The 21,375-nt window shown below is 27.9% G+C and carries 16 protein-coding genes; 13 read left to right on the forward strand and 3 right to left on the reverse strand.

Features of this window, described 5'->3' with window-relative positions:
* The first annotated feature begins 60 nt into the window (after positions 1-60).
* From IR151_RS02390 to IR151_RS02400, 3 genes are all read left to right on the forward strand, one after another.
* Positions 61-738 carry an ABC transporter ATP-binding protein gene (locus IR151_RS02390; RefSeq protein WP_227432830.1) on the forward strand — a complete coding sequence of 226 codons (678 nt, stop codon included), beginning with the start codon at positions 61-63 and terminating at the stop codon, positions 736-738.
* Positions 739-3,303 (forward strand): ABC transporter permease, encoded by a 2,565-nt coding sequence (locus IR151_RS02395; protein ID WP_227432832.1) that lies wholly within the window; start codon positions 739-741, stop codon positions 3,301-3,303.
* A 224-nt stretch (positions 3,304-3,527) separates the two neighbouring features.
* Complete coding sequence (locus IR151_RS02400; protein ID WP_227432833.1) at positions 3,528-4,802, forward strand: 4Fe-4S dicluster-binding protein; 1,275 nt, start codon at positions 3,528-3,530, stop codon at positions 4,800-4,802.
* Between the two features lie 75 nt (positions 4,803-4,877).
* Here the strand turns inward: IR151_RS02400 and IR151_RS02405 are convergent, their stop codons facing one another.
* Complete coding sequence (locus IR151_RS02405; RefSeq protein WP_227432834.1) at positions 4,878-7,922, reverse strand: serine hydrolase; 3,045 nt, start codon at positions 7,920-7,922, stop codon at positions 4,878-4,880.
* A gap of 207 nt (positions 7,923-8,129) precedes the next feature.
* Between IR151_RS02405 and IR151_RS02410 the strand changes: the two genes are divergently transcribed.
* Positions 8,130-8,429 (forward strand): rhodanese-like domain-containing protein, encoded by a 300-nt coding sequence (locus IR151_RS02410; RefSeq protein WP_227432835.1) that lies wholly within the window; start codon positions 8,130-8,132, stop codon positions 8,427-8,429.
* Between the two features lie 303 nt (positions 8,430-8,732).
* On the opposite strand, the gene IR151_RS02415 is transcribed toward IR151_RS02410, so the two are convergent.
* Together IR151_RS02415 and IR151_RS02420 are read right to left on the reverse strand one after the other, a co-directional pair.
* On the reverse strand, positions 8,733-9,302 hold the full coding sequence (locus IR151_RS02415) for a TetR/AcrR family transcriptional regulator (protein ID WP_227432836.1): 570 nt from the start codon (positions 9,300-9,302) through the stop codon (positions 8,733-8,735).
* 200 nt (positions 9,303-9,502) lie between these two features.
* Positions 9,503-11,731 (reverse strand): YhgE/Pip domain-containing protein, encoded by a 2,229-nt coding sequence (locus tag IR151_RS02420; RefSeq protein ID WP_227432838.1) that lies wholly within the window; start codon positions 11,729-11,731, stop codon positions 9,503-9,505.
* A 291-nt stretch (positions 11,732-12,022) separates the two neighbouring features.
* On the opposite strand from IR151_RS02420, the gene IR151_RS02425 reads away from it, so the two are divergent.
* The 9 genes from IR151_RS02425 (at position 12,023) to IR151_RS02465 (ending at position 21,353) form a co-directional block, all read left to right on the forward strand.
* Positions 12,023-13,798: an ABC transporter ATP-binding protein gene (locus IR151_RS02425; RefSeq protein WP_227432840.1), complete on the forward strand. Its 1,776-nt coding sequence runs from the start codon at positions 12,023-12,025 to the stop codon at positions 13,796-13,798.
* 12 nt (positions 13,799-13,810) lie between these two features.
* A complete protein-coding gene (locus tag IR151_RS02430; RefSeq protein WP_227432841.1) occupies positions 13,811-15,634 on the forward strand; it encodes an ABC transporter ATP-binding protein in 1,824 nt (607 codons plus the stop codon).
* Positions 15,635-15,752: 118 nt separating this feature from the next.
* Entirely contained in the window at positions 15,753-16,298 is a 546-nt protein-coding gene (locus IR151_RS02435) for an NADH peroxidase (protein ID WP_107594844.1), read from the forward strand.
* A 164-nt stretch (positions 16,299-16,462) separates the two neighbouring features.
* Positions 16,463-17,074 (forward strand): dienelactone hydrolase family protein, encoded by a 612-nt coding sequence (locus tag IR151_RS02440; RefSeq protein ID WP_227432842.1) that lies wholly within the window; start codon positions 16,463-16,465, stop codon positions 17,072-17,074.
* Positions 17,075-17,584: 510 nt separating this feature from the next.
* On the forward strand, positions 17,585-17,794 hold the full coding sequence (locus IR151_RS02445) for a FeoA family protein (RefSeq protein WP_227432843.1): 210 nt from the start codon (positions 17,585-17,587) through the stop codon (positions 17,792-17,794).
* 12 nt (positions 17,795-17,806) lie between these two features.
* Positions 17,807-18,028 (forward strand): FeoA family protein, encoded by a 222-nt coding sequence (locus tag IR151_RS02450; RefSeq protein ID WP_227432844.1) that lies wholly within the window; start codon positions 17,807-17,809, stop codon positions 18,026-18,028.
* A gap of 99 nt (positions 18,029-18,127) precedes the next feature.
* The gene (gene feoB / locus IR151_RS02455; protein WP_227432845.1) at positions 18,128-20,284 is read left to right on the forward strand and encodes a ferrous iron transport protein B; all 2,157 of its coding nucleotides are present in this window, start codon (positions 18,128-18,130) and stop codon (positions 20,282-20,284) included.
* A gap of 25 nt (positions 20,285-20,309) precedes the next feature.
* Positions 20,310-20,462: a FeoB-associated Cys-rich membrane protein gene (locus IR151_RS02460; protein ID WP_227432846.1), complete on the forward strand. Its 153-nt coding sequence runs from the start codon at positions 20,310-20,312 to the stop codon at positions 20,460-20,462.
* 180 nt (positions 20,463-20,642) lie between these two features.
* Positions 20,643-21,353 carry an AIM24 family protein gene (locus IR151_RS02465; protein WP_227432847.1) on the forward strand — a complete coding sequence of 237 codons (711 nt, stop codon included), beginning with the start codon at positions 20,643-20,645 and terminating at the stop codon, positions 21,351-21,353.
* The last annotated feature ends 22 nt before the right edge of the window (positions 21,354-21,375 follow it).

The raw sequence follows: 21,375 nt of genomic DNA on the forward strand, positions 1-21,375 counted from the left end.
TTTATAGTAATAGCTTGAGTCTAATATATGAAGTATAGAATATAAATATTGGAGGTAGTTATGGAAATTTTAAGAGTAGAAAATCTGACTAAAAGTTATGGTAAAAATGAAACAAAAGTCGATGCAATAAAAAATGTAAGCTTGTCTATAGAAAAAGGTGAGTTTATAGCAATAACAGGTCCAAGCGGAAGTGGAAAGAGTACATTATTACATTTATTAGGAGGTGTTGATAGACCTACTAGTGGTAAGGTTTATATAAATGATGTAGATATATATAATCTAAAAACTAAGGATTTGGCAATCTTTAGAAGAAGAAATATAGGTCTTATATATCAATTCTATAATCTGATTCCAGTTTTAAATGTCAAAGAAAATATATTACTTCCAGCAGAGCTTGATAATAGAAAGATTGATAAAGAATACTTGAATGATTTGATGAAAACATTGGGTCTAAGCAATAGAGAAAATCATCTTCCTAATCAATTATCAGGAGGTCAACAACAAAGAACATCTATAGGACGTGCCTTAATTAATAGACCATCTATAGTATTAGCAGATGAACCAACAGGTAATCTAGATAGCAAAAACTCAAAAGAAATACTAGAGTTATTAAAATTATCAGTGAAAAAATATAATCAAACATTAATAATGATAACTCATGACAAAAATATAGCACTTCAGGCGGATAGAATTATAGGCATAGAAGATGGAATTATAAAAAGTGATGAGGTGATATAAATGAATCTATATACATCTCTAACTGTTAGATATTTAAAACAAAATAAAAGACGAACTATTGTAACTATAATTGGAATAATACTTTCCACTGCTCTAATTTGTGGTATAGGTAACATATTTGAAAGTTTTATGGATTATCAAATAAGAGAAACCATAAAAAATGATGGGAGTTTTCATGCTAAATTCTACAATGTAAACAAAAAAAATATAGACTATGCAACAAAATCGGCTGAAATAAAAAGTTATGCACTTACTAATCAACTTGGATACTCTAGAATAGAAGATACTGTAAATGGTATATTAAGCGTTAAGCAATATGATAAAAATGCTATGGAAGGATATAGAGTTTCTATAAAAGAAGGTAGATTTCCAGATAAAGATGGAGAAATTATTTTAAGTGAAAACATAGTTAATCTTATGGAGAAAAAGCTAAAAATAGGAGATAAGATAACCTTAAAAGTAGGTGATATGTTTGATAGTAATAACAAAAAAATTGATGATATGAGTGTATTTCATGAAGGTGATTATATTGCCAATGAAAAAGAAAAGACATTTAAAATTGTAGGTATAATCAAAAGGCCAGGATTTGAACTCACTGACCAAGTTGCTACTGGTTTAACTTACTTTAATCCTATAGATAATAATAAAGAGACAGTGAATATATCAATAACAGCAAAAAATCCTAAAGATATATATGAAATAACAAGAAAAATAAGTAATAATATATATACAAATAAAGATAAAGCATCAAACTCTGAAATGATAAAATACAATGAACATTTATTGAGATTACAAGGAGCTAGTAAGTATGCAAATATAAATAGTTCTATAAAAGCTATAATTACTATGGTAACTATTTTAGTAATTATATGTACAATTGCTACAGTATATAATTCTTTTAGTATTTCTATAACTGAACGAAAAAAGCAGTTTGGAATATTAAATTCTATAGGAGCTACTACTAATCAAATTAAAAGATTAGTTTTTATTGAAGGTATTATAATTAGCTGTATTGGAATACCAATAGGACTATTGTCTGGAACAGTAGCTATAGATTTAGTATTTAAAGCTATAAATAAATATCTTACAGAATCAGTTGTATCACAGATGGGTTTACAAATAGTATATAATCCATTAATAATAATTATCAGTATAATAATTGTTTTACTTACAATTTTTATATCAATTCTCCTACCTGCAATAACAGCCTCTAATATTTCTCCTCTTAGTGTAATAAGGAGTAGTGGAGATTACAAAGTAGGTAAGGTTAAAAATTCGAAACTTATTAAATTAGTTTTTGGAACAGAAGGTGTACTTGCATATAAAAGTGTAAGAAGAAATAGAAAGAAATTTATTGTGACACTTTTTTCTTTAATAGTAAGTATAGTAATATTTATATCTTTTAGCGGATTTATGGCGAATTTCTTAAAAGGTGAAGAAATCAGAAATTCTCAAAGAAACTACGATTTATATTTAAGTTCAAGACAAATATCTAAGTCTATGGATGATACTATAAATAAACTAAAAAATATATCTGGAATAAAAAACTTTGAAGTAGCTGTAGGAGAGTATATTTCTATAGGAGTAGATAAGGATAAAATAAATAAATCTAAAGAAAATCTAATTAAGGATTATTATCAACAACGTAAGGTTGGAGATAGTTATGTATATGAGTTTAACAACAACGAACTAATTTTTCCTGGAGAAACTGCAATACAAAATAAAACAAAAAACTTAATAAAAGGCTCTTTTGATAAAGAAAGAGCGATTAAAGAAAATGGAGTGATATTTGTTAGAAAAAGTTACTTTGAATCAAAGGGTAAGAAAGGCGTAATAGAGTTAACTAATTACAAAGTTGGAGATACTGTAACTTGTGAATATACTGGCGAAAATGATTCAAAGAAAAAAGTAAACATAAAAATTCTTGGTATAACAGATGAAAAACGTCTAGGAATGGGTTATCAAAATATGGGATTGCAATTTTTAACTTATGATGAGGTTGCTGAAAATATGGATTTAAAGTTAGAGAAAGGTATTGTCTTTATTGACTCAGGGGGAAGTGCTCAGACTAGGAAGAGTATAGAGTCTTTGGCTAAGAAAAATAATGTCAATTTTCATGATGAAAATACAAGTGACAAAAGTGAAAAGCAAAATTTAAAAGCTATTAAAGTTTTTGTATATGGGTTTATAGTAGTGATATCTCTAGTAAGTGTTACAAATATACTAAATACAATAAGTACAAGTATAAATCTAAGAAAAAGAGAACTAGCAATAATACAATCAATAGGTGTTACTCCTGTAGGTTTTAGAAAAATGATATACTTAGAAAGTTTTATCTATGGTATTTTATCTTTATTGTTTGGCGTACCAATTGGTATTGGGTTGATATTAATTATGAATAAATTAGTTTCAGGTGTAATTGAGTTTTCTACAGTTATACCATGGACAGCAATTGGCATATGCATAGTTAGTGTTTTTATAATAACCTTTATAGCAGCATATATACCTATGAATAAATTAAATAAGGAGAATATAATAGATAATATAAGAAAGGAAAGTATATAAAATACTATAAAAATAATTTATAGATATGTAAAATATTATTAAAATCGTTTAATTGGTATAAACTATAATTATGCTGATTAAACGGTTTTTATTTATATAAGAAATCTAATAAATAAATTGCTAGAGGTATTTAACTATTTAGAAAGAATTGGTATTATATAAAGTAGGAGTTTAGATAATAAAGAAAGATATTTGATTATATTGCAAAACAAAAGAAAAAGAAGGTGATTACTATTTCTCATATAACTGCTAAAAACATGTATAAAAGCTTAGAGGAAAGAATAAATAAATTTCCACAGGGTGCTCCACCCTCCGATACATTATATAAAATACTAAATGTACTTTTTACAGAACAAGAGGCAAAATTAGTGGCACAACTTCCAATAAAGCCTTTTAGAGTAAAAACAGCAGCTAAAATTTGGAGTATAAGTGAAAGTGAAGCATATAGGGTGCTAGATAAGCTAGCTAGCAGGGCACTAATACTAGATATAGAAGATAAAAAAGGTAAAAAATATATAATGCCTCCTCCAATGGCTGGTTTTTTTGAGTTTGCCATGATGAGAACAAGACACGATATAGACCAAAAACTTTTATCAGAACTTTACTATCAGTATATGAATGTAGAAGAAGATTTTATTAAAGATTTATTTTATTCAACAGAAACAAAACTTGGAAGAGTTTACGTTCAAGAAGAAGTATTGACTAATGATAATGAAGTAAGTATTTTAGATTATGAAAGAGCTACTCATATAATTGATGAATCGACTCATATAGGTATAAGCATGTGTTATTGTAGACATAGAATGCAACACGTTGGAAAAGCCTGTGATGCTCCTATAGATATATGTATGACATTTGACAATGTAGCTAATTCTTTAATAAACAATAAATTTGCAAGACGTGTAGATAAAGTAGAATGTAAGGAATTACTTCATCAAGCATATGAACATAATTTAGTTCAATGTGGAGAAAATGTTCGAAAAGGAGTTACATTTATATGTAATTGTTGTGGTTGCTGTTGTGAGGCGCTAGTAGCAGCAAAAAGATTTGGAAATCTTCACCCAGTACAAACAACTAGCTTTATACCAAATATAAACCATGAAAGTTGTGTAAAGTGTGGTAAATGTATATCTGCATGTCCAATAGATGCAATAAGTAAAGTAAAAGAAAATGATAAAGAATATATAAAAATTGATGAGGATAGATGTCTAGGTTGTGGAGTTTGTGTTAGAAATTGTCACAAAAATAGTATTATGCTATTAAAGAGAGATGAAAAAATAATAACTCCTGCAAATTCAGTACATAGAGCAGTTCTCATGGCAATTGAAAAAGGGCAGTTACAAAATCTAATTTTTGATAATAATGCCTTAGCTAGTCATAGAGCTATGGGAGCTATACTATCAGCTATATTAAAACTTGAACCAGCTAAAAAAGCTTTGGCTAGTAAGCAGCTAAAGTCAGTATACTTAGATAAATTACTAAGTATGAATGATAAATAAAGATTAATTTTATAATTGTAATAAAAACGGGCTATATTCAAATAAAATTATTTGAATATAGCCCGTTTTAAAATATTAAGCTATTTCTTTAATTTGTTTAAATGAATTTTCATTTCCATTTCCACCAATTTGTGTTACTGATTTAAATCTCATAGTTTTAAATAGTTCTTTTTGACTATAGTCTAGTAAATTTCCTACTAGTATTACAGGAGATTTAGTTTTTCCAGCTAAAACCCCAACAGATAAACCATCTATTAAATCATCTTGTTTATTGATTCCATTTTTAGCTACATATAGGTTATTTATATTAGAATCTTTGTAAAACTCTTTTATTACTTTTGCATTTGTTTCATTTCTAGTACTACCTGATATTCTTTGTGGATTTTTAAGTTTACTTTCTATATTTTTAGAAACTGTGTATTCTCCACCTATTATATAAGATTTATCTATTTTTTTATCTTTGAATAAATCATTTATTTCAGTTATATTACTATTTTCATTAGTAAGTATTATAGGCATATCATTTTGAGCTGATGCTGCACCAATACTTACTGCATCTGCTAATCCTTTTTCACCATTAACTACTGATATTTTTGATACATTACTAATTCCTTTTAATTCTTTAGCAAGATTTAAAGAAGTCTCATATCTATCATTTCCTGAAATTCTAGATACAGAGATATTATCTGACTTTATAGTATCTAAAGATTTTTCGTTTACAGAAGCTTCACCACCGATTACATATACATTTTTAACTTTTAATCTCTTTAATTCAGCTAAAGTTTTTTCATTTATTTGAGAACTTCCAGTTAACAATATAGGAGCATCTTTTTTATATGCAAATGGTGTTGCAGCCAAAGCATCTGCAATTGCAGAATCATTTATTAAAACAGCATTTTCAGCATTTTCCCAACCTGCTTGGCTTATCTTAATAGAAGTTTCATATCTATCAGTTCCTGTTAATTCATTTGCATTTACTTCATCTTGGTATGTAACTTCAAATTTGGCATTTGGACTTCCTAAGAAAGCTATTACGCCTCCTTTTGGCAATCTAACTCTATTATTCTTTGTCACTAAAGAGTAATTTACAGGAGTTCCTTTATCATCATAAACTGCAAAAGATGAATTTTGAGGAAGATTAACTTCTATTTTTTTATTTGCTATATCATCGCCAATTTTGTACCATTTTGCATACCCCTTTGAATCTATTTGATATGTAAAAGATTTTTCTGATGATAAATTAGTTAGAGAATCTTCACTTACATATGTTTGTGTTGCAAATTTTAGGTATTCTGTACCATTTTCTTTATACAGTTTGATATCACTCAAATCACGACCCATTACACCAGGTATTTCTATAAAAGCATTTGAATTATTCTCATCTATTATTTTAGTATTAGCTAAAAAACCTGGAGTTTTATCAGAAACACCAAGAATTGCTTTAACAGAACCAAGCATATAGTGTTGAGAACTATATTTTTCATCCACTATATAGTAGCCTTTTTCACCTCTTTTTTCCCATGCTTCTTTGACACTATCTGATATATCATTGTCATCTACCTTTTGAGCTACGTAGTATAAACTTGCTGTCTGACCTAATCCAGGAACATCATCATAAGAGCTCATATTTAAATATGTGATATTATTTTTTTCTTTTACAAATTTTAGGCAACTATTACCTTTTTCAGATACAAATCTATCTTGACCTATGTATACATATTTATCTTCAGGTCCATTTTCTATGTATGGAGAAGATACTGTTAGAGTACCATTATCATTAACATCGATTTTTAGCATATTTGAAGAAGCATAAAGTCCACTATTTTCTTTTAAGTAACTTGGCATTTTGACTTGTTGTGGCTTACTAAATGTTTTATCAGGTTTTATTTCTTTAATTTTACCTTTTTCTTTTAGTGCAGATAGTAAAATTTCTTGTCCGATTACTTCGTTAAGTTGACTACTTCCACCAGAAGAAACAACTGCAACTGCCATATTTTCATCTGGAAGCACTGTAAGATTACTATGGAATAATAAAGAATCTCCACCTTTTGTAAGTGCTTTTAGATTATATTGATTAAATGGATAAGTGTTGACACAATCCCATCCTAAACCATATCCAAGGATAGAGTCTTCTCCCTCAGGCCATAGACCATTTAAATATTCTTTATTTTCCATAGCTTTTACTGAAGCAGGAGAAAGAATTCCATTTGATTTTTTCATAAATGTTTGTGCAAATGTACATAGATTTTCTGCACTTGAATATAAGCCACCCATACCTATAGTATTAAAGTTATCTTGTGGAACTGCATCTTCCCAATAAGGTACATAGGCTTTTGCAAGTTTTGAACTATCAAAGCTATTTTCTGGAGTTTTTGTGTTTTGTAAGTTAAGTGGATTATTTATGTACTTATCAAGAAAATTAGTAAATGACATACCAGATACTTTCTCTACTAAAATTTCAGCTAAAGTAAATCCATCATTACAATAAACGGAAAAAGCTCCTGGCTTAGCTTTTAATCTTTGTTTCTTTAATTCTTCTAAGAAATTATCATGACTATAAGAATCATTGTCTCCCAATAAAAGGGCATTTTTTAAACTTCCTCCCATTAGCCCTGATGAGTGATTTAATAACATTCTTGGAGTGATTTCTTTATATCTATCATCAGCCATCTTAAATTCAGGTATATATTTTACAACAGGAGTATCTAAATTTACTTTTCCCTGTTCAACCAACTTCATAACAGCTGTAGTAGTAAATACTTTACTGATAGAGGCAATATTATACATATTATCCTTAGTTAAATTTTTATTATCTTGTTTGCTGTATACTCCACCATTTCCAGAAATCTCAATTTTACCATTATCAATTAGAGCATATTGAGCGCTTACAGCACCATATTTAGATAGTAAAGTTTGAATTTTCTCTTTAGCAAGAGCTCTAGTTTTTGTGTAAGACTCCGAACCTTTACTATAATCATTTAACTCTATATCAGAGCTTTGATACTTATCGGAGATATTGTTTGTGTCATTATCAGCAAAAGTAATACTTGGAGTAGCAGTAAATAACATACTAAGTACTAATGTGCTAGATAATAACTTACATAATCTTTGCTTAAACATATTAAATTACCTCTTTTCCCTTTTAATAATTATAATTAGCATAACATTCTTAATTATTTTAATCAACAGATTATTGTTCAAGAAAAGTGTATTTATAATAAGTATACATTTTATATATATGAGAAAAATAAAAATACAATATTTTGTTATCTGATAAAAAATAAAGGGTATAAGTAATATATAAATAAAATGGAGGAATCTTAAATTATGTACAAAACTATAAATAAAAATCAACTTAAGGAAATGATGAAAAATGAAAAAGATGTTTTATTGTTAGATGTAAGAACTAAAGATGAATTTAATGAAAGTAAAATAGAAAATGCGATAAATATATCTTTACAAGAGTTAATTAATAATATAGATGAAATTTATGAATATAAGGATAAAAAGGTAATAATTTATTGTAGAAGTGGTCACAGAAGTGTTACAGCATGTAATTTATTAGTCGAGGAAGGTTTTAAGCATTTGTATAACTTAAAATCTGGAATAACTGATTATATGAATTAAATACTTAGGTTATGTTAGGTGAAGTAATTTAATATTAAATTTTTATGATATGCTTTTATAAATTATAAAGGCATATTTTTATTTAAAGAAAATAAAGCTAGAATATATGTAAAAGTTATAGTTATTTTTTAGAGGAAGAGAATTACAAAGGATTAATGTAACTACAAGTTTATCTAAAGATATGCAGAGTGGTATAAAAAGTGTCAATCTGTGTATCTTTAGATATAGAAGTAAGAGATAGAGTATAATGCTAAATTGTATTTGTAAAATATATGTATCTCTGATTATTGAGCTGGTATATATTTAAATATTCATAAGATAAGTTAGAAAAGAACGAATTCTTTCTATCTTTTCATCATTAGAAATGTCATTACGTAGTAATATACCTTGTTGACCGTATACACAAAAGTATGCTGTTGTATCGGAATCAGGAACATCAATTTCTCCTCGCGAATGAGCTAGTTCAATTTGTTTTTTTACAATTGGCAAAAGCTTTTCACAGACTTTTAAAGATAACTGGTCATGAATTTTTTTGTTTTGTTCTCCATGACATATTTTGTAATAAAGATTATCATCAGTTTCTATATCAATAAATGTTGGTACTTCTTCAATTATTTGTTTTAATGTTTTATTTTTATCGTTTAGTATAGATAGCATTTTATCTACTAAAGTTTGTGCATACTGATCTATAGCACTATCAAATAAGATTTCTTTTGATGGAAAATAACGATAACATAAACCTTGTGCAACATTCATATATTTTGCAATATCAGTAATAGAAGTTTTTTCATATCCATTTTCATAAAATAACTTCATTGCAGTATCTAAAATTTCTTGTCTACGCTCATTAGGTTCTTTAGTAATACGTGGCATATAGCATCCTCCTTCTGATTTCAAGTACATAATAGCATATGGGATTTTGAAAGTCAATGAATGAATATCAGTCATTTATAAGTAATTGTGAGGGATAGTCTATTAACTAGAAAAAGGTAGTAACTGAGAAGCTACTACCTTTAATATAAACTTAAACTATAGATTATTTTTATAGGATTTTTAAAGATATAATCAAGTGTTTAATGTCCAGTTAAATTACTATCACCAAATTTTTTGTTAAATGGTTTTATAACTCTATTTATAGGCCCTTTTAAAAGTACATTTAAGCAGATGAACAAAATCATAAATAATAGTAATACTAATACATCCTTAATTAAATTTGGAGGATATATACCACCAACAGCCTCCCTTGTGGCACCTATTGCGTAAGTAAATGGCATTATAGGGTTTATTCTTTGGAAGAATGTAGGTGTAACTTGTATAGGGAATGTACCACCAGAAGAACCAATCTGTACAACTAGTAGTACTATTGCAATTGCCTTTCCTATATTTCCAAACACAGACACTAAAGAGTAAACTATAAAATTAAACACCATACTAGTAAACATGAGTAGAATTATTAGTAAAATTGGATGTTCTGCTGTTACTCCTAATAATAATATATCTCCAGTTCCAATTATAAATCCTTGAACGAGGGCTATACTTAAAAAAGTAAGTCCTCTTCCAAAATAAATCTCATAAGGTTTATAGTTTCCATGTACAGATGTAGATAATAATGCTGAAAGCAGTAATATACCTACCCATGTAGAAAGAACACTATAAAATGGTGTCATTGCAGAACCATAGTTGGCAATTGGATATAATTTTTCTGTCTTTACTTCAACAGGTTCCTTTAAAAAGTTTGATTTTGTCAATATATCACTTTCAAGTAAGTTAACTAATTTTTTCATATCCTCGCCATTGCTAATTTTACTTAAAGTATCAACTAAGTCATCCAACATTCCTTTTGCCAAAGGCAGTTTTTCTCTTATTAATGATATACTTTCTTGTGCATTTCCTGAAAGACTTAAAGAAGTAGTAAGAATTTCTTCAACCTTTGGAAGTTTTGCTTCTGCTTTATCTAAAACAGTAATTATATCATTTGCTACATTTATGCTTTTTTCAAATATACTATTTATAGGTTTTGATATTTTTGAGTCAAAATTATTCAAAATATTTAAATTAATTCTTCCTATACCATTTGATAAACTTAAAACATTATTTAAGGCACTTATAGATGGCTGTTGCCCAGATATAACCTTATCTTTAATATCATTTAATGTTGATATAGAAGAATCTATTTTATTACTGGAATCTTCAAGGCTATTTATTACATCATCCAGTCTATTGTTGGATGTAAGCTGATTCAATTTAGTTAAAAAATCTTCTAAAGTATCATTTAAAGATTGTAAGTTAGAAAGCTTTTCTGATAAATTGTCTATCAATTTTGGTACATCTTCACTTCCACTGTTTACAGCATCAATTAAATTTAATGTAAGAGAAGAAGCAGAAGATGAAAGGTCAACCATTAAATTTAAATCAGACTTTATAAGAGGAGAAAGTTCATCTACATTGTTATTTGTATCCTCTAAGAATTTTTTTACATCACTTGATAATAATTTTGTATCATTTAAAGTCTTTTTAATTGTAGGTAAATCAGCCTTAATATCTCTAACTGTACCTGATAATTTTGAAGTAGCATCAGCAGCTAAATCGACCGTTTTATTTATATGGTCAAATCTTTTTTGAAGGTCCATAAGAGAGTTTTCAACTTTTGTTAGTTTTGGAAGACCATGTTCAATTCCTGCACCAACTCCATTTGATACACCAAGAACTATTTCACTCACTGTCTTTATTATTGTTTGATTAACTTGTAACTGTATTGCAGAAGCTCCCTTGTCAGTAATCTTTGGTGCAACTGCATTTATCTTTTCATTTACTGTATAGATAAGTTCACCCTTTTTGACATCATCTGTAATTAGGGAAGTTAAATCTTTTGTGAAATTCTTTGGAATCTTAAGTGATGCATAATAAGTACCTTTTTTAACACCTTCAAGAGCCGTTTTCTCATCTACAAACTGCCAACCTAAACTTTTATTATCTTTAAGCTGTTCAATTAACTGGTCTCCGATATTAATTTTCTGTCCTGCTATCTCATTACCTTTATCTTCATTTGTTACTGCTACAAGCATATTAGCAGTACTCCCATATGGGTCCCAAGATGCTTTTATGTTAAACCAAGCATATAAAGATGGTAAAAAAGCAAGTCCTACAACTATTATAAGTACTGCATAATTTCCACGTATATCTTTTAGGTCATTTTTAAAAATTTCTAATATATTTTTTAAACCCTTTGAAGGTCTTAAATTTTTCATATTATTCCAGTTTAAAATTTCTTTTAAACCATTTGTTTTTTTCAAATCTCTCACCTCCTGAATATTTTAATAGATAAAAAAGTTAGATTTATAATCAATTTTAAATTATATTACTTTTTACACAAATAGTAAAGTTAAAGTTTTGTCTTAATTTTAATACATATATATTATATATAATAGTATGCTATAAATATATATAAATATGGGAAATAAAAACAAATAATTTATAAAATATATAGTATAAAAATTAAGAATAAATCAAATATTTATAATTGATATAATCAATTAAATTATTGATTGTGATATACTTTTAATAGTTAGAAAATGCTATGAAGGGATGGTTGAATGAGGTATTTTAAAAAATATATAAAAAAATATATAGTGTTGTTTTTAACAGCAATATTTTTCTTAACATTGGAAGCTTTTTGTGATTTGGCACAACCAACTATAATGGCTAAAATAATTGATATAGGGGTTTCAAATAAGGACTTAGATTACATATTATCAACGGGAGCATTAATGATAGGTATAACTTTTTTAGGAGCAGTATTTTCAATAATAAGAAGTATAATCTCAGCAAGAGTTTCTCAGTGTTTTTCTTATGATTTAAGACAGGATGTATTTGAAAAGATAAATACATATTCATTGAAGCAAGTAGATAAATTTGGTAGAGCCTCACTAATAACAAGAATTACTAATGATATTAATCAGATACAATTATTTGTTCATGGAATGATGAGAGTTTTTATAAAATCACCAATTATGTGTATAGGAAGTTTAATTATAGCGATAAAATTAAATTTAAAAATGTCAATAATTATTTTAATTGCAGTTTCAATTATATTTATTATAATATTGCTTAACATGAAGATTGGATATAAGTTGTTTAAAAAAGTACAAGAAAGTACAGATAAGATAAACTCAAAATTGAGACAGTTTTTAGGTGGAATAAAGGTAGTTAAATTATTCTGTAGGTATGATTATGAGAATAAACGTTTTGAAGAATTAAATAATGAACTTTTTCAAAATAGTAGAAAAGCCACAACAATGATGTCATTTTTTAGACCAACAATTACAATAATTATTAACATTGCTATAATAATAATATTGCTAATTGGGAGATATTTAATTTATTCTGGAGAAATTAAAATTGGAATTATAGTTGCCTATGTAAACTACATGACTAGAATATTAACATCACTTATAATGATTTCACACGTTTTTAATGTTTTTGTGAGAGCAAAAGCTTCTTATGAAAGAATAAGTGAAGTCCTAATTGATGAGAATGAAGAAGTAATTATCAAAAATACTGATTTAGATGCTAAAGAAAGAGAGTTAGAATTTATAAATGGTGATATAATTTTTGAAAATGTAGATTTTTCGTATAATAAAAATATAGATGAGAAGATATTAAAAGACATATCTTTTAAAATAAAAGAAGGGCAAAATATTGGCGTGATTGGTCAAACTGGTTCAGGAAAGACTTCTTTAGTCAATTTAATCCAAAAACTATATATAGTTGATAAAGGAGATATTAAGATTGGAGAGCATAGCATATACAGTATATCTAAAGATAGTTTAAGAGAAAAAATAGGTGTAGTCTTTCAAAATAGCAGTGTGTTTGGAAAGAGTATATCAGAAAATATAATTATGGGAAGTAAAGATATAAGTAAAGAAGATGTTGTAAAAGCATGCGAAATAGCAAATGCAAATCAATTTATAACAAAACTTGAAAATTCTTATGATGAAGTTTTGTTTCAAAGGGGTAAAAACCTATCAGGAGGACAAAGACAAAGAGTTACAATAGCTAGAGCTATAGCAAAAAAACCACAAATATTAATTCTTGACGATTGTTTTAGTGCGATGGACATCAATACAGAAACAGTTATAAGGAAAAATATAAAAGATTATATAAATAATTTAAGAGAAAATGAAAACAAGAAATGTACTATTATAACTATTTCACAAAAAATTAGTTCTATAATTGACTGTGATAAGATTTTAGTTTTAGATGAGGGAGAGGTGGTTGGATTTGCTGCACATGAAGATTTACTGGTTAGTTCTCCAACTTATAAAAAGATTTTTGAGTTGCAAAATCTAGTAAATGAAGATGTAAATTAAGGAGGAAGTGTATTGAATTTGAGTACTGGAAATCAAAAGGTGAGTAGACTAAAGAAAAAAGCAAAGCCTAAAGATTTTAAAAAAACATTTAAAAGAGTTTTTATGTACTTTAAAAAAGATAAAAAAATTACTAGATTAATTTTTTTACTAGTAATAATTGATTCAATTATATCAACTATAATACCATATACTCTTGGAAAAGTAGTTGACATAATAAATATTGATATATATTCAAAGTCTATTTTCTTAAAAGGAATACTTATTTTACTTTTATTTTATATAATTGAATTTTTAGTTAAGTTGTTCAAGGGGATATTTACAGCTAGATTATCTCAAAGCATAGTTAGAGATATGAGAAGTAATTTATTTCTAAAATTCAGGAATTTACCAATAACTTTCTTTGATAAGAGTCCTACTGGAGATATTATGAGTAGAGTAACAAATGATGTTGATAATATTAGTACAGGTATTTCAACTTCATTAGTACAATTAATTACAGGAATTTTGAACATATTGCTAACTTTCATTATGATGTTTATATTAAGCCCTATTTTAACTTTTTGCAGTATCGTGTTAATACCAATAGTAATGTTTCTAAGCAATTTCATTGCAAAGAGGACTAGAGTTTTTTTTAAGCAACAACAAGTAGAATTAGGAAAACTAAATTCTCATATTGAAGAAATGATATCAAATATAAATGTAGTAAAAGCTTTTAATTATGAGAAAAAATCTGTAGGTGATTTCAAAGCAATCAATGATAGGCTTTTGAGTATTTCACTTAAATCACAGATTTATACATCTCTTTTAATGCCTATTATGAACGTAATTAGTAATATAGGATTTGCAATTATATGTATTATAGGTGGAGTACTTGCGTCTAAAGATGTTATAACTATAGGCGTTATAGCAAGTTTTTTAAGTTATGTAAGACAATTTACAAGACCTTTAAATGAATTAGCTAACTTATTTAATACATTGCTTTCAGCTGTAGCAGGATGTGAAAGAGTCTTTGAAGTTATGGATGAGCAAGAAGAAGAACAAATAAATAGTAACACTAAAAGTGACATTTACAACAATAAAAATAATAATTTAAAAAAATCTTTTATAAATGGAGATATTGAATTTAAAGATGTAAGTTTTTCATATGACTCAAAAAAGAATATTCTAAGTGATATAAACTTAAAAATCAAGGCTGGAACATCAAATGCCATAATAGGAGAAACTGGCAGTGGAAAAACGACAATTATAAATCTGATTACAAATTTCTATCAAGTAGAAAAAGGGAAGATATTTTTAGATGGGAATGATATATATTCAGTTGATAGGAATTGTTTAAGAAATTATTTTGGAGTAGTTCCACAAGAAAGTTATATATTTAATGACACTGTTATGGAAAATATAAGGTATGGAAACCTAACAGCAACTGATGAACAGGTTATATCTGCTAGTAAAATAGCAAATTTACACAAGTTTATAATTAAAATGCATGGAGGATATGAGACTGTTTTATCAGATAGGGGTGAGGATTTAAGTGAGGGGCAAAAACAATTAATTAGTATTGCTAGGGCGGTATTAAAAAATGCACCAATACTTATTTTGGATGAAGCTACGAGTAATATAGATATAGCAACTGAAGCTAAGATTCAAGATGCAATAAATAATGTGACTTATGGAAAGACTAGTATAATTATAGCTCATAGACTAAGTACTATATCAAATTGTAACAATATAATAGTTTTAGAAAATGGACGAATTGTAGAATCTGGAAATCATAAAGAGCTAATGAAACTCAAAGGTCATTACTACAGAAATATACTGCTGACAAATCGAAATTAAAAATTAATAAAAAATTTTAAAAAAAATTGTTTGAAGGTATATGACACGGGTATATATAGAATAACTTAGAAAATAAAAAATTAAATTTGATATATAAAATATTAGGAGGAAATTAATTATGAAAAAATTTGTTTGTACAGTATGTGGATATATACATGAAGGGGATGCTGCACCAGCACAATGTCCAGTATGTAAAGTTGGAGCTGATAAGTTTGAAGAAATGAAAGGCGAAAAGAATTGGGCTGATGAGCACAGAATAGGAGTAGCTCAAGGTGTAGATGAGGAAGTAATCGAAGGATTAAGAGCTAACTTTGTTGGTGAGTGTACAGAAGTAGGAATGTATTTAGCAATGAGTAGACAAGCTGATAGAGAAGGATATCCAGAAGTTGGAGAAGCTTATAAGAGAATAGCTTTTGAAGAAGCAGAACATGCTGCTAAATTTGCAGAACTTCTTGGAGAAGTTGTAGTTGCAGATACAAAAGAAAACTTAAGAGTTAGAGTTGACGCTGAATATGGTGCAACTGATGGAAAATTAAAATTAGCTAAAAAAGCTAAAGAATTAGGATTAGATGCTATACATGATACAGTACATGAAATGTGTAAAGATGAAGCTAGACATGGTAAAGCATTCTTAGGATTATTAAATAGATATTTTGGAAAATAAATTTAATATAAATTAAGTAAACTTTTAGGAGTATTTCATTCATGGTTTTTAAAGATTATGAGTGAAATACTCCTTTTTGAGTAAATTAGATTCTAAAACAGTAAATTGACATACATATAGGAATACATTAAACTAAGTATAAAAATATTGACTATTTAATAAAGGTGGTGGATAAACTGATTAAGTATACACATAAAAGTAATATAGCTATTGTAGTGCTACATGAAATTTATGGAGTTAACAATTTTATAAAGGATATTTGTGAAAAATACTATCAAGATGGATATGATGTATTTTGCCCTGAACTTTTGGGTAGCGGGAAAGTTTTTTCTTATTTAAAAGCTCAAGATGCATATAATTTTTTTATAAGTAATATAGGATTTAATATCTATGAAAAAGTAGAAAAACTTATAAATGATTTAAAATTAAAATATAAGCATGTATTCGTTATTGGATATAGTGTAGGTGCAACAATTGCATGGAGATGCAGTGAAAATTCCTTATGTGATGGAATAATTTGCTGTTATGGTTCTCGAATTAGAGATTATATGGATATAATTCCAAAATGTCCTGTTTTATTAGTATTTGCAAAATACGATTCATTTGATGTTGAGTTTGTTGCCTCTCAACTTCTTGCCAAAAAACAAAATATTCAAATTGAAATCGCAGATGCAAATCATGGTTTTGTTGATACATACTCAAAAAATTATTCCAATATTCATACACAAACATTTAATCTTCAACAAATAGAGTTTCTATCTAAATATTCAAGTTAATAGAGAATATAATTATTTATAATAGAATTTAAACTTTGTTTGTCACACTCTCATACATAGAAGAAGAGAGTATGTCAAAATACATTTGTTTGTTGATATTTTAAAATTAGATAAAGACATTTTTACAGAAAAAGATGAAAGTAATAATGAAAATGTTTCCAAGTAAGAATTAAGTATATAAATAAATATAAAATAGATGAAAAATAAAGATGCTTTTAGATAGTCAAAGATACTATCTAAAAGCATCTTTATTTTATAAAAATTATGTTAAGATAAATAAGATTTGTATGAGGAATAAAATTAATTGAGAGAAAAAATCAAAAGAATACAATAATCACTTGCAAAAACTATACTATTATGATAGACTTAAATCAAAATTAAGAATTGTAAAAAGAAGGAAAAAAATAGGTAATCATTTTAATGAACCACAATTTAAAAATAAGATACTAGAATTTAAATAGAAGGAAAAGTCTACATATAAATTTAAATTAGTATAAGGAGGAATATCGTATGCCATTAGTATTATCAAATATAGGAGAAGAAGTAGTTATAAAGAAGATTTCAGGAAGTGATAAGACAAGAACATTTTTAAATAGCATAGGATTTGTAGTAGGAACAAATGTTAAAATAATTTCTAAGATAGATGGTAATTTAATAATAGATGTAAAGGATACTAGAATTGCATTAGATAAAAAAATGGCAAGTAGAATAATAATATAGGGAGGTAGTAATATGAACAAGCTAAAGGATATTAAGTGTGGGGAAACTGTAAAAGTTAAAAAATTAGAAGGAGAAGGAGCTACACGAAGACGTATAATGGACATGGGAATTACAAGAGGTGTTGATGTATTTGTGAGAAAAGTAGCTCCTCTTGGAGACCCAATTGAAATAACAGTTAGAGATTATGAACTATCAATTCGTAAATCAGATGCAGAAAAAATTATTGTGGAATAATAAAGTTAATTATAGTAGAGTTAATGCAATTATATAGTGAGAATGATTTTCTGTATCAAAAATAATTTATATATCTAAATATTAATGGAGGGAATGGAAATGTCAATAAAAATAGGTCTCATAGGAAATCCTAATTGTGGCAAGACAACAATGTTTAATGGACTTACAGGTTCATCACAATATGTTGGTAACTGGCCAGGAGTAACAGTTGAAAAAAAAGGTGGAAAATTAAAAGGAAATAAAGATGTAGAAATAGTAGATTTACCAGGTATTTATTCTCTATCACCATATACATTAGAGGAAGTTGTTACACGTAATTTTATGCTTGATGATAAACCAGATGCAGTAATAAACATTGTAGATGCATCAAATATAGAGAGAAATTTATATTTAACAACTCAGGTTTTGGAATTAGGTATACCTACTGTTATAGCTCTTAACATGATGGACGTTGTTAAGAAAAATGGAGATAAGATAAATATTAAAAAATTATCAGAGGTTATAGGTTGCCCTGTAGTAGAAGTAACAGCTGTTAAAGGGCAAGGAATTATGGAAGCTGCTCAAAAAGCAATTGAAATTGCAAGTGGTAACAATAAATTAGATTTTAAGTTACCTTTTGTTGATGAAAGCAAAGGAGCAATAGAAAAAATCGAAAAGATAATAGAGGAAAAAACTCCATATATAGATATGGAAACACGTTGGTTAGCTATAAAGTTATTTGAAAGAGATGAAAATGTTATACAAAAGCTTGATATTTCTAAAGTAATATTAAATGACATAGAAGAGATAACTAGAAATTGTGAAGATGAATTGGATGATGATAGTGAAAGTATAATCACAGCAAATCGTTATGAATTTATTAGTTCAATAATTTCAAGCATAATAAAGAAAAATAGAAATGGTAAAGAAACTGTTTCAGATAAAATAGATAAGTTTGTAACAAACCGTATATTAGCACTACCTATTTTTGCACTTATAATGTGGGGAGTTTACTACATAGCAGTAAGTTCATTGGGTGCTATAGCAACTGATTGGACAAATGATGTATTGTTTGGAGAAATTATTCAAGGTAATGTAAGTAATTTCTTAGCTTCCGTAAATGTAGCTGATTGGTTACAAGGTCTTGTAGTTGATGGCTTAATTGGTGGAGTTGGAGCTGTATTAGGATTTGTACCACAAATCATGCTTTTATTTTTGCTATTATCAATACTTGAAGATTGTGGATACATGTCACGTGTGGCTTTTATAATGGATAGAATATTCCGTAAGTTTGGTCTTTCAGGAAAGTCATTTATACCGATGCTTATAAGTTCAGGTTGTGGAGTTCCTGGTGTTATGTCAACTCGTACTATAGAAAATGACAGAGATAGAAAAATGACTATCATGTTAACTACATTTATTCCATGTGGAGCTAAGATTCCAATAATAGCTTTATTTGCAGGAGCACTGTTTGGAGGGGCTTCATGGGTAGCACCATCAATGTATTTCTTAGGAATTGTAATGATAATTGTTTGTGGAATTATATTAAAAAGAACTTCTTTATTTGTTGGAGAACCATCTCCATTTGTTATGGAACTACCTCAATATCATGTTCCTAGTGCAAAAGGAGTTTTAATTCATATGTGGGATAGAGGAAAAGCATTTATAATCAAAGCAGGTACAATTATCTTTGTTGCTTGTGGAGTAATATGGTTCTTACAATCATTTAACTGGTCACTACAAATGGTAGATGCAGGAGATAGTATATTGGCTAGTCTAGGAAATATAGTTGCACCAATATTTGCACCTCTTGGATTTGGAAACTGGCAATCATCAGTAGCAACAGTTACAGGTCTAGTAGCAAAAGAGAATGTAGTTGGAACATTTGGCGTTTTATTTGGTATATCAGATGCAACAGAACAAGACCCAACACTTCTTGGTTCAGTTGCAAGTATGTTTACAGTAGTCAGTGCATTTTCATTTATGGCATTTAACATGCTTTGTGCACCTTGTTTTGCAGCTATTGGTGCTATAAAAAGAGAAATGGGTTCATGGAAATGGACATGGATTACATTAGGGTTCCAAACTTTAACAGCTTATATAGTTGCTCTTCTTATCAATCAAGTTGGAAGTGTACTTTTAGGAACTGGTGGAAGTATTGCTGGGGCAATAATATCTATAGTTATAGCAATAGCTGTAGTATTTGGGGTTTTAACTTATTCAAATCGAACAATAAAAAAAGATAAAATTGGTAATTTGAGCTATATGAAAAATTAGTTCATATAAATAAGGAGTGATGATTATGGCTACATTTATTATAGCAGCTATTGTGGTAGTATTAATGGCATTGGCTGTGATGCATATGGTTAATAACAAGAAAAAGAATGGCAGTAGTTGTGGATGTGGTTGTTCTGGATGCTCAAGTAGTAAGAGTTGCCATGATACTAAAAGATAGATAAAATAAGAGTCTGATAATAAAGTAAGTTAAACTTTTTATCAGGCTCTTATTTTTTATATAAATAATAAATTTCATATTTGAAGTCAATTAGACTATATTATATTTTTACTGTATAATTATAGACAAATATATGATTAGGAGGGATTATTGCTAAATACAGCAATATAAATGTTTATTATGTTTAAATTTGATGTAACAAATGAACTTATGTGTATAGCAAGAGGAAGTGGTAAATTTTTTGCTAAAAAAGGTGCTATGGTAGCATTTAAAGGAAATTTTAACTTTGAAAAATTAATATTAGGCCCAAATAATGGTGGTGGTTTAGGTAGAGCATTGCTAGGACATGTTCAAAGGTCATTGACAGGAGAACAAATGCCAATAATGGTTGTTGAAGGTGAAGGTGAAATTTACCTAGCACAAAATGCTTATCATGTAGATGTAATATCAATTGACCCAGGTGACTCGATTTGTGTTGAGAGTGAAAACTTATTAGCATTTTCAGAACAACTAGATTATAGTGTAAAATTAATTGGTTCAGGAGTAATATCTCAAAAAGGACTTTTTACTACACATTTAATAAATAAAACAAGTCAAAATCAAGATATTGCCATAATAACAGATGGGAACCCTCTAATACTTGAAGGGCCTTGTTGTGTCGACCCAGATGCGTTAGTAGCATGGACTGGAAGGGAACCATATCCTAAAGTAGCAAAACTATCATGGAAAACTTTTGTTGGTCAGACTTCAGGGGAATCTTATCATATGGAGTTTGTTGAGCATGGTCAAATTGTTATTATACAACCATCTGAAAGATTGTCCAGCTTGAATACAGATGCAACACCTTCTGACAGAATGAGGTCAGGTGGAGTAAGAATTGGTATAGATTAATTTTTATAGTGAATTTTAATTG

The sequence above is a fragment of the Clostridioides sp. ES-S-0006-03 genome (assembly GCF_020662275.1).
GTDB lineage: Bacteria > Bacillota > Clostridia > Peptostreptococcales > Peptostreptococcaceae > Clostridioides.

Coding starts and splice junctions, on each gene's coding strand:
- IR151_RS02390 (WP_227432830.1), top strand. CDS start 61: ATGGAAATTTTAAGAGTAGAAAATCTGACTAAAAGTTATGGTAAAAAT.
- IR151_RS02435 (WP_107594844.1), top strand. CDS start 15,753: ATGAAAAAATTTGTTTGTACAGTATGTGGATATATACATGAAGGGGAT.
- IR151_RS02395 (WP_227432832.1), top strand. CDS start 739: ATGAATCTATATACATCTCTAACTGTTAGATATTTAAAACAAAATAAA.
- IR151_RS02450 (WP_227432844.1), top strand. CDS start 17,807: ATGAACAAGCTAAAGGATATTAAGTGTGGGGAAACTGTAAAAGTTAAA.
- IR151_RS02405 (WP_227432834.1), bottom strand. CDS start 7,922: ATGTTTAAGCAAAGATTATGTAAGTTATTATCTAGCACATTAGTACTT.
- IR151_RS02445 (WP_227432843.1), top strand. CDS start 17,585: ATGCCATTAGTATTATCAAATATAGGAGAAGAAGTAGTTATAAAGAAG.
- IR151_RS02460 (WP_227432846.1), top strand. CDS start 20,310: ATGGCTACATTTATTATAGCAGCTATTGTGGTAGTATTAATGGCATTG.
- IR151_RS02415 (WP_227432836.1), bottom strand. CDS start 9,302: ATGCCACGTATTACTAAAGAACCTAATGAGCGTAGACAAGAAATTTTA.
- feoB (WP_227432845.1), top strand. CDS start 18,128: ATGTCAATAAAAATAGGTCTCATAGGAAATCCTAATTGTGGCAAGACA.
- IR151_RS02410 (WP_227432835.1), top strand. CDS start 8,130: ATGTACAAAACTATAAATAAAAATCAACTTAAGGAAATGATGAAAAAT.
- IR151_RS02465 (WP_227432847.1), top strand. CDS start 20,643: ATGTTTAAATTTGATGTAACAAATGAACTTATGTGTATAGCAAGAGGA.
- IR151_RS02425 (WP_227432840.1), top strand. CDS start 12,023: ATGAGGTATTTTAAAAAATATATAAAAAAATATATAGTGTTGTTTTTA.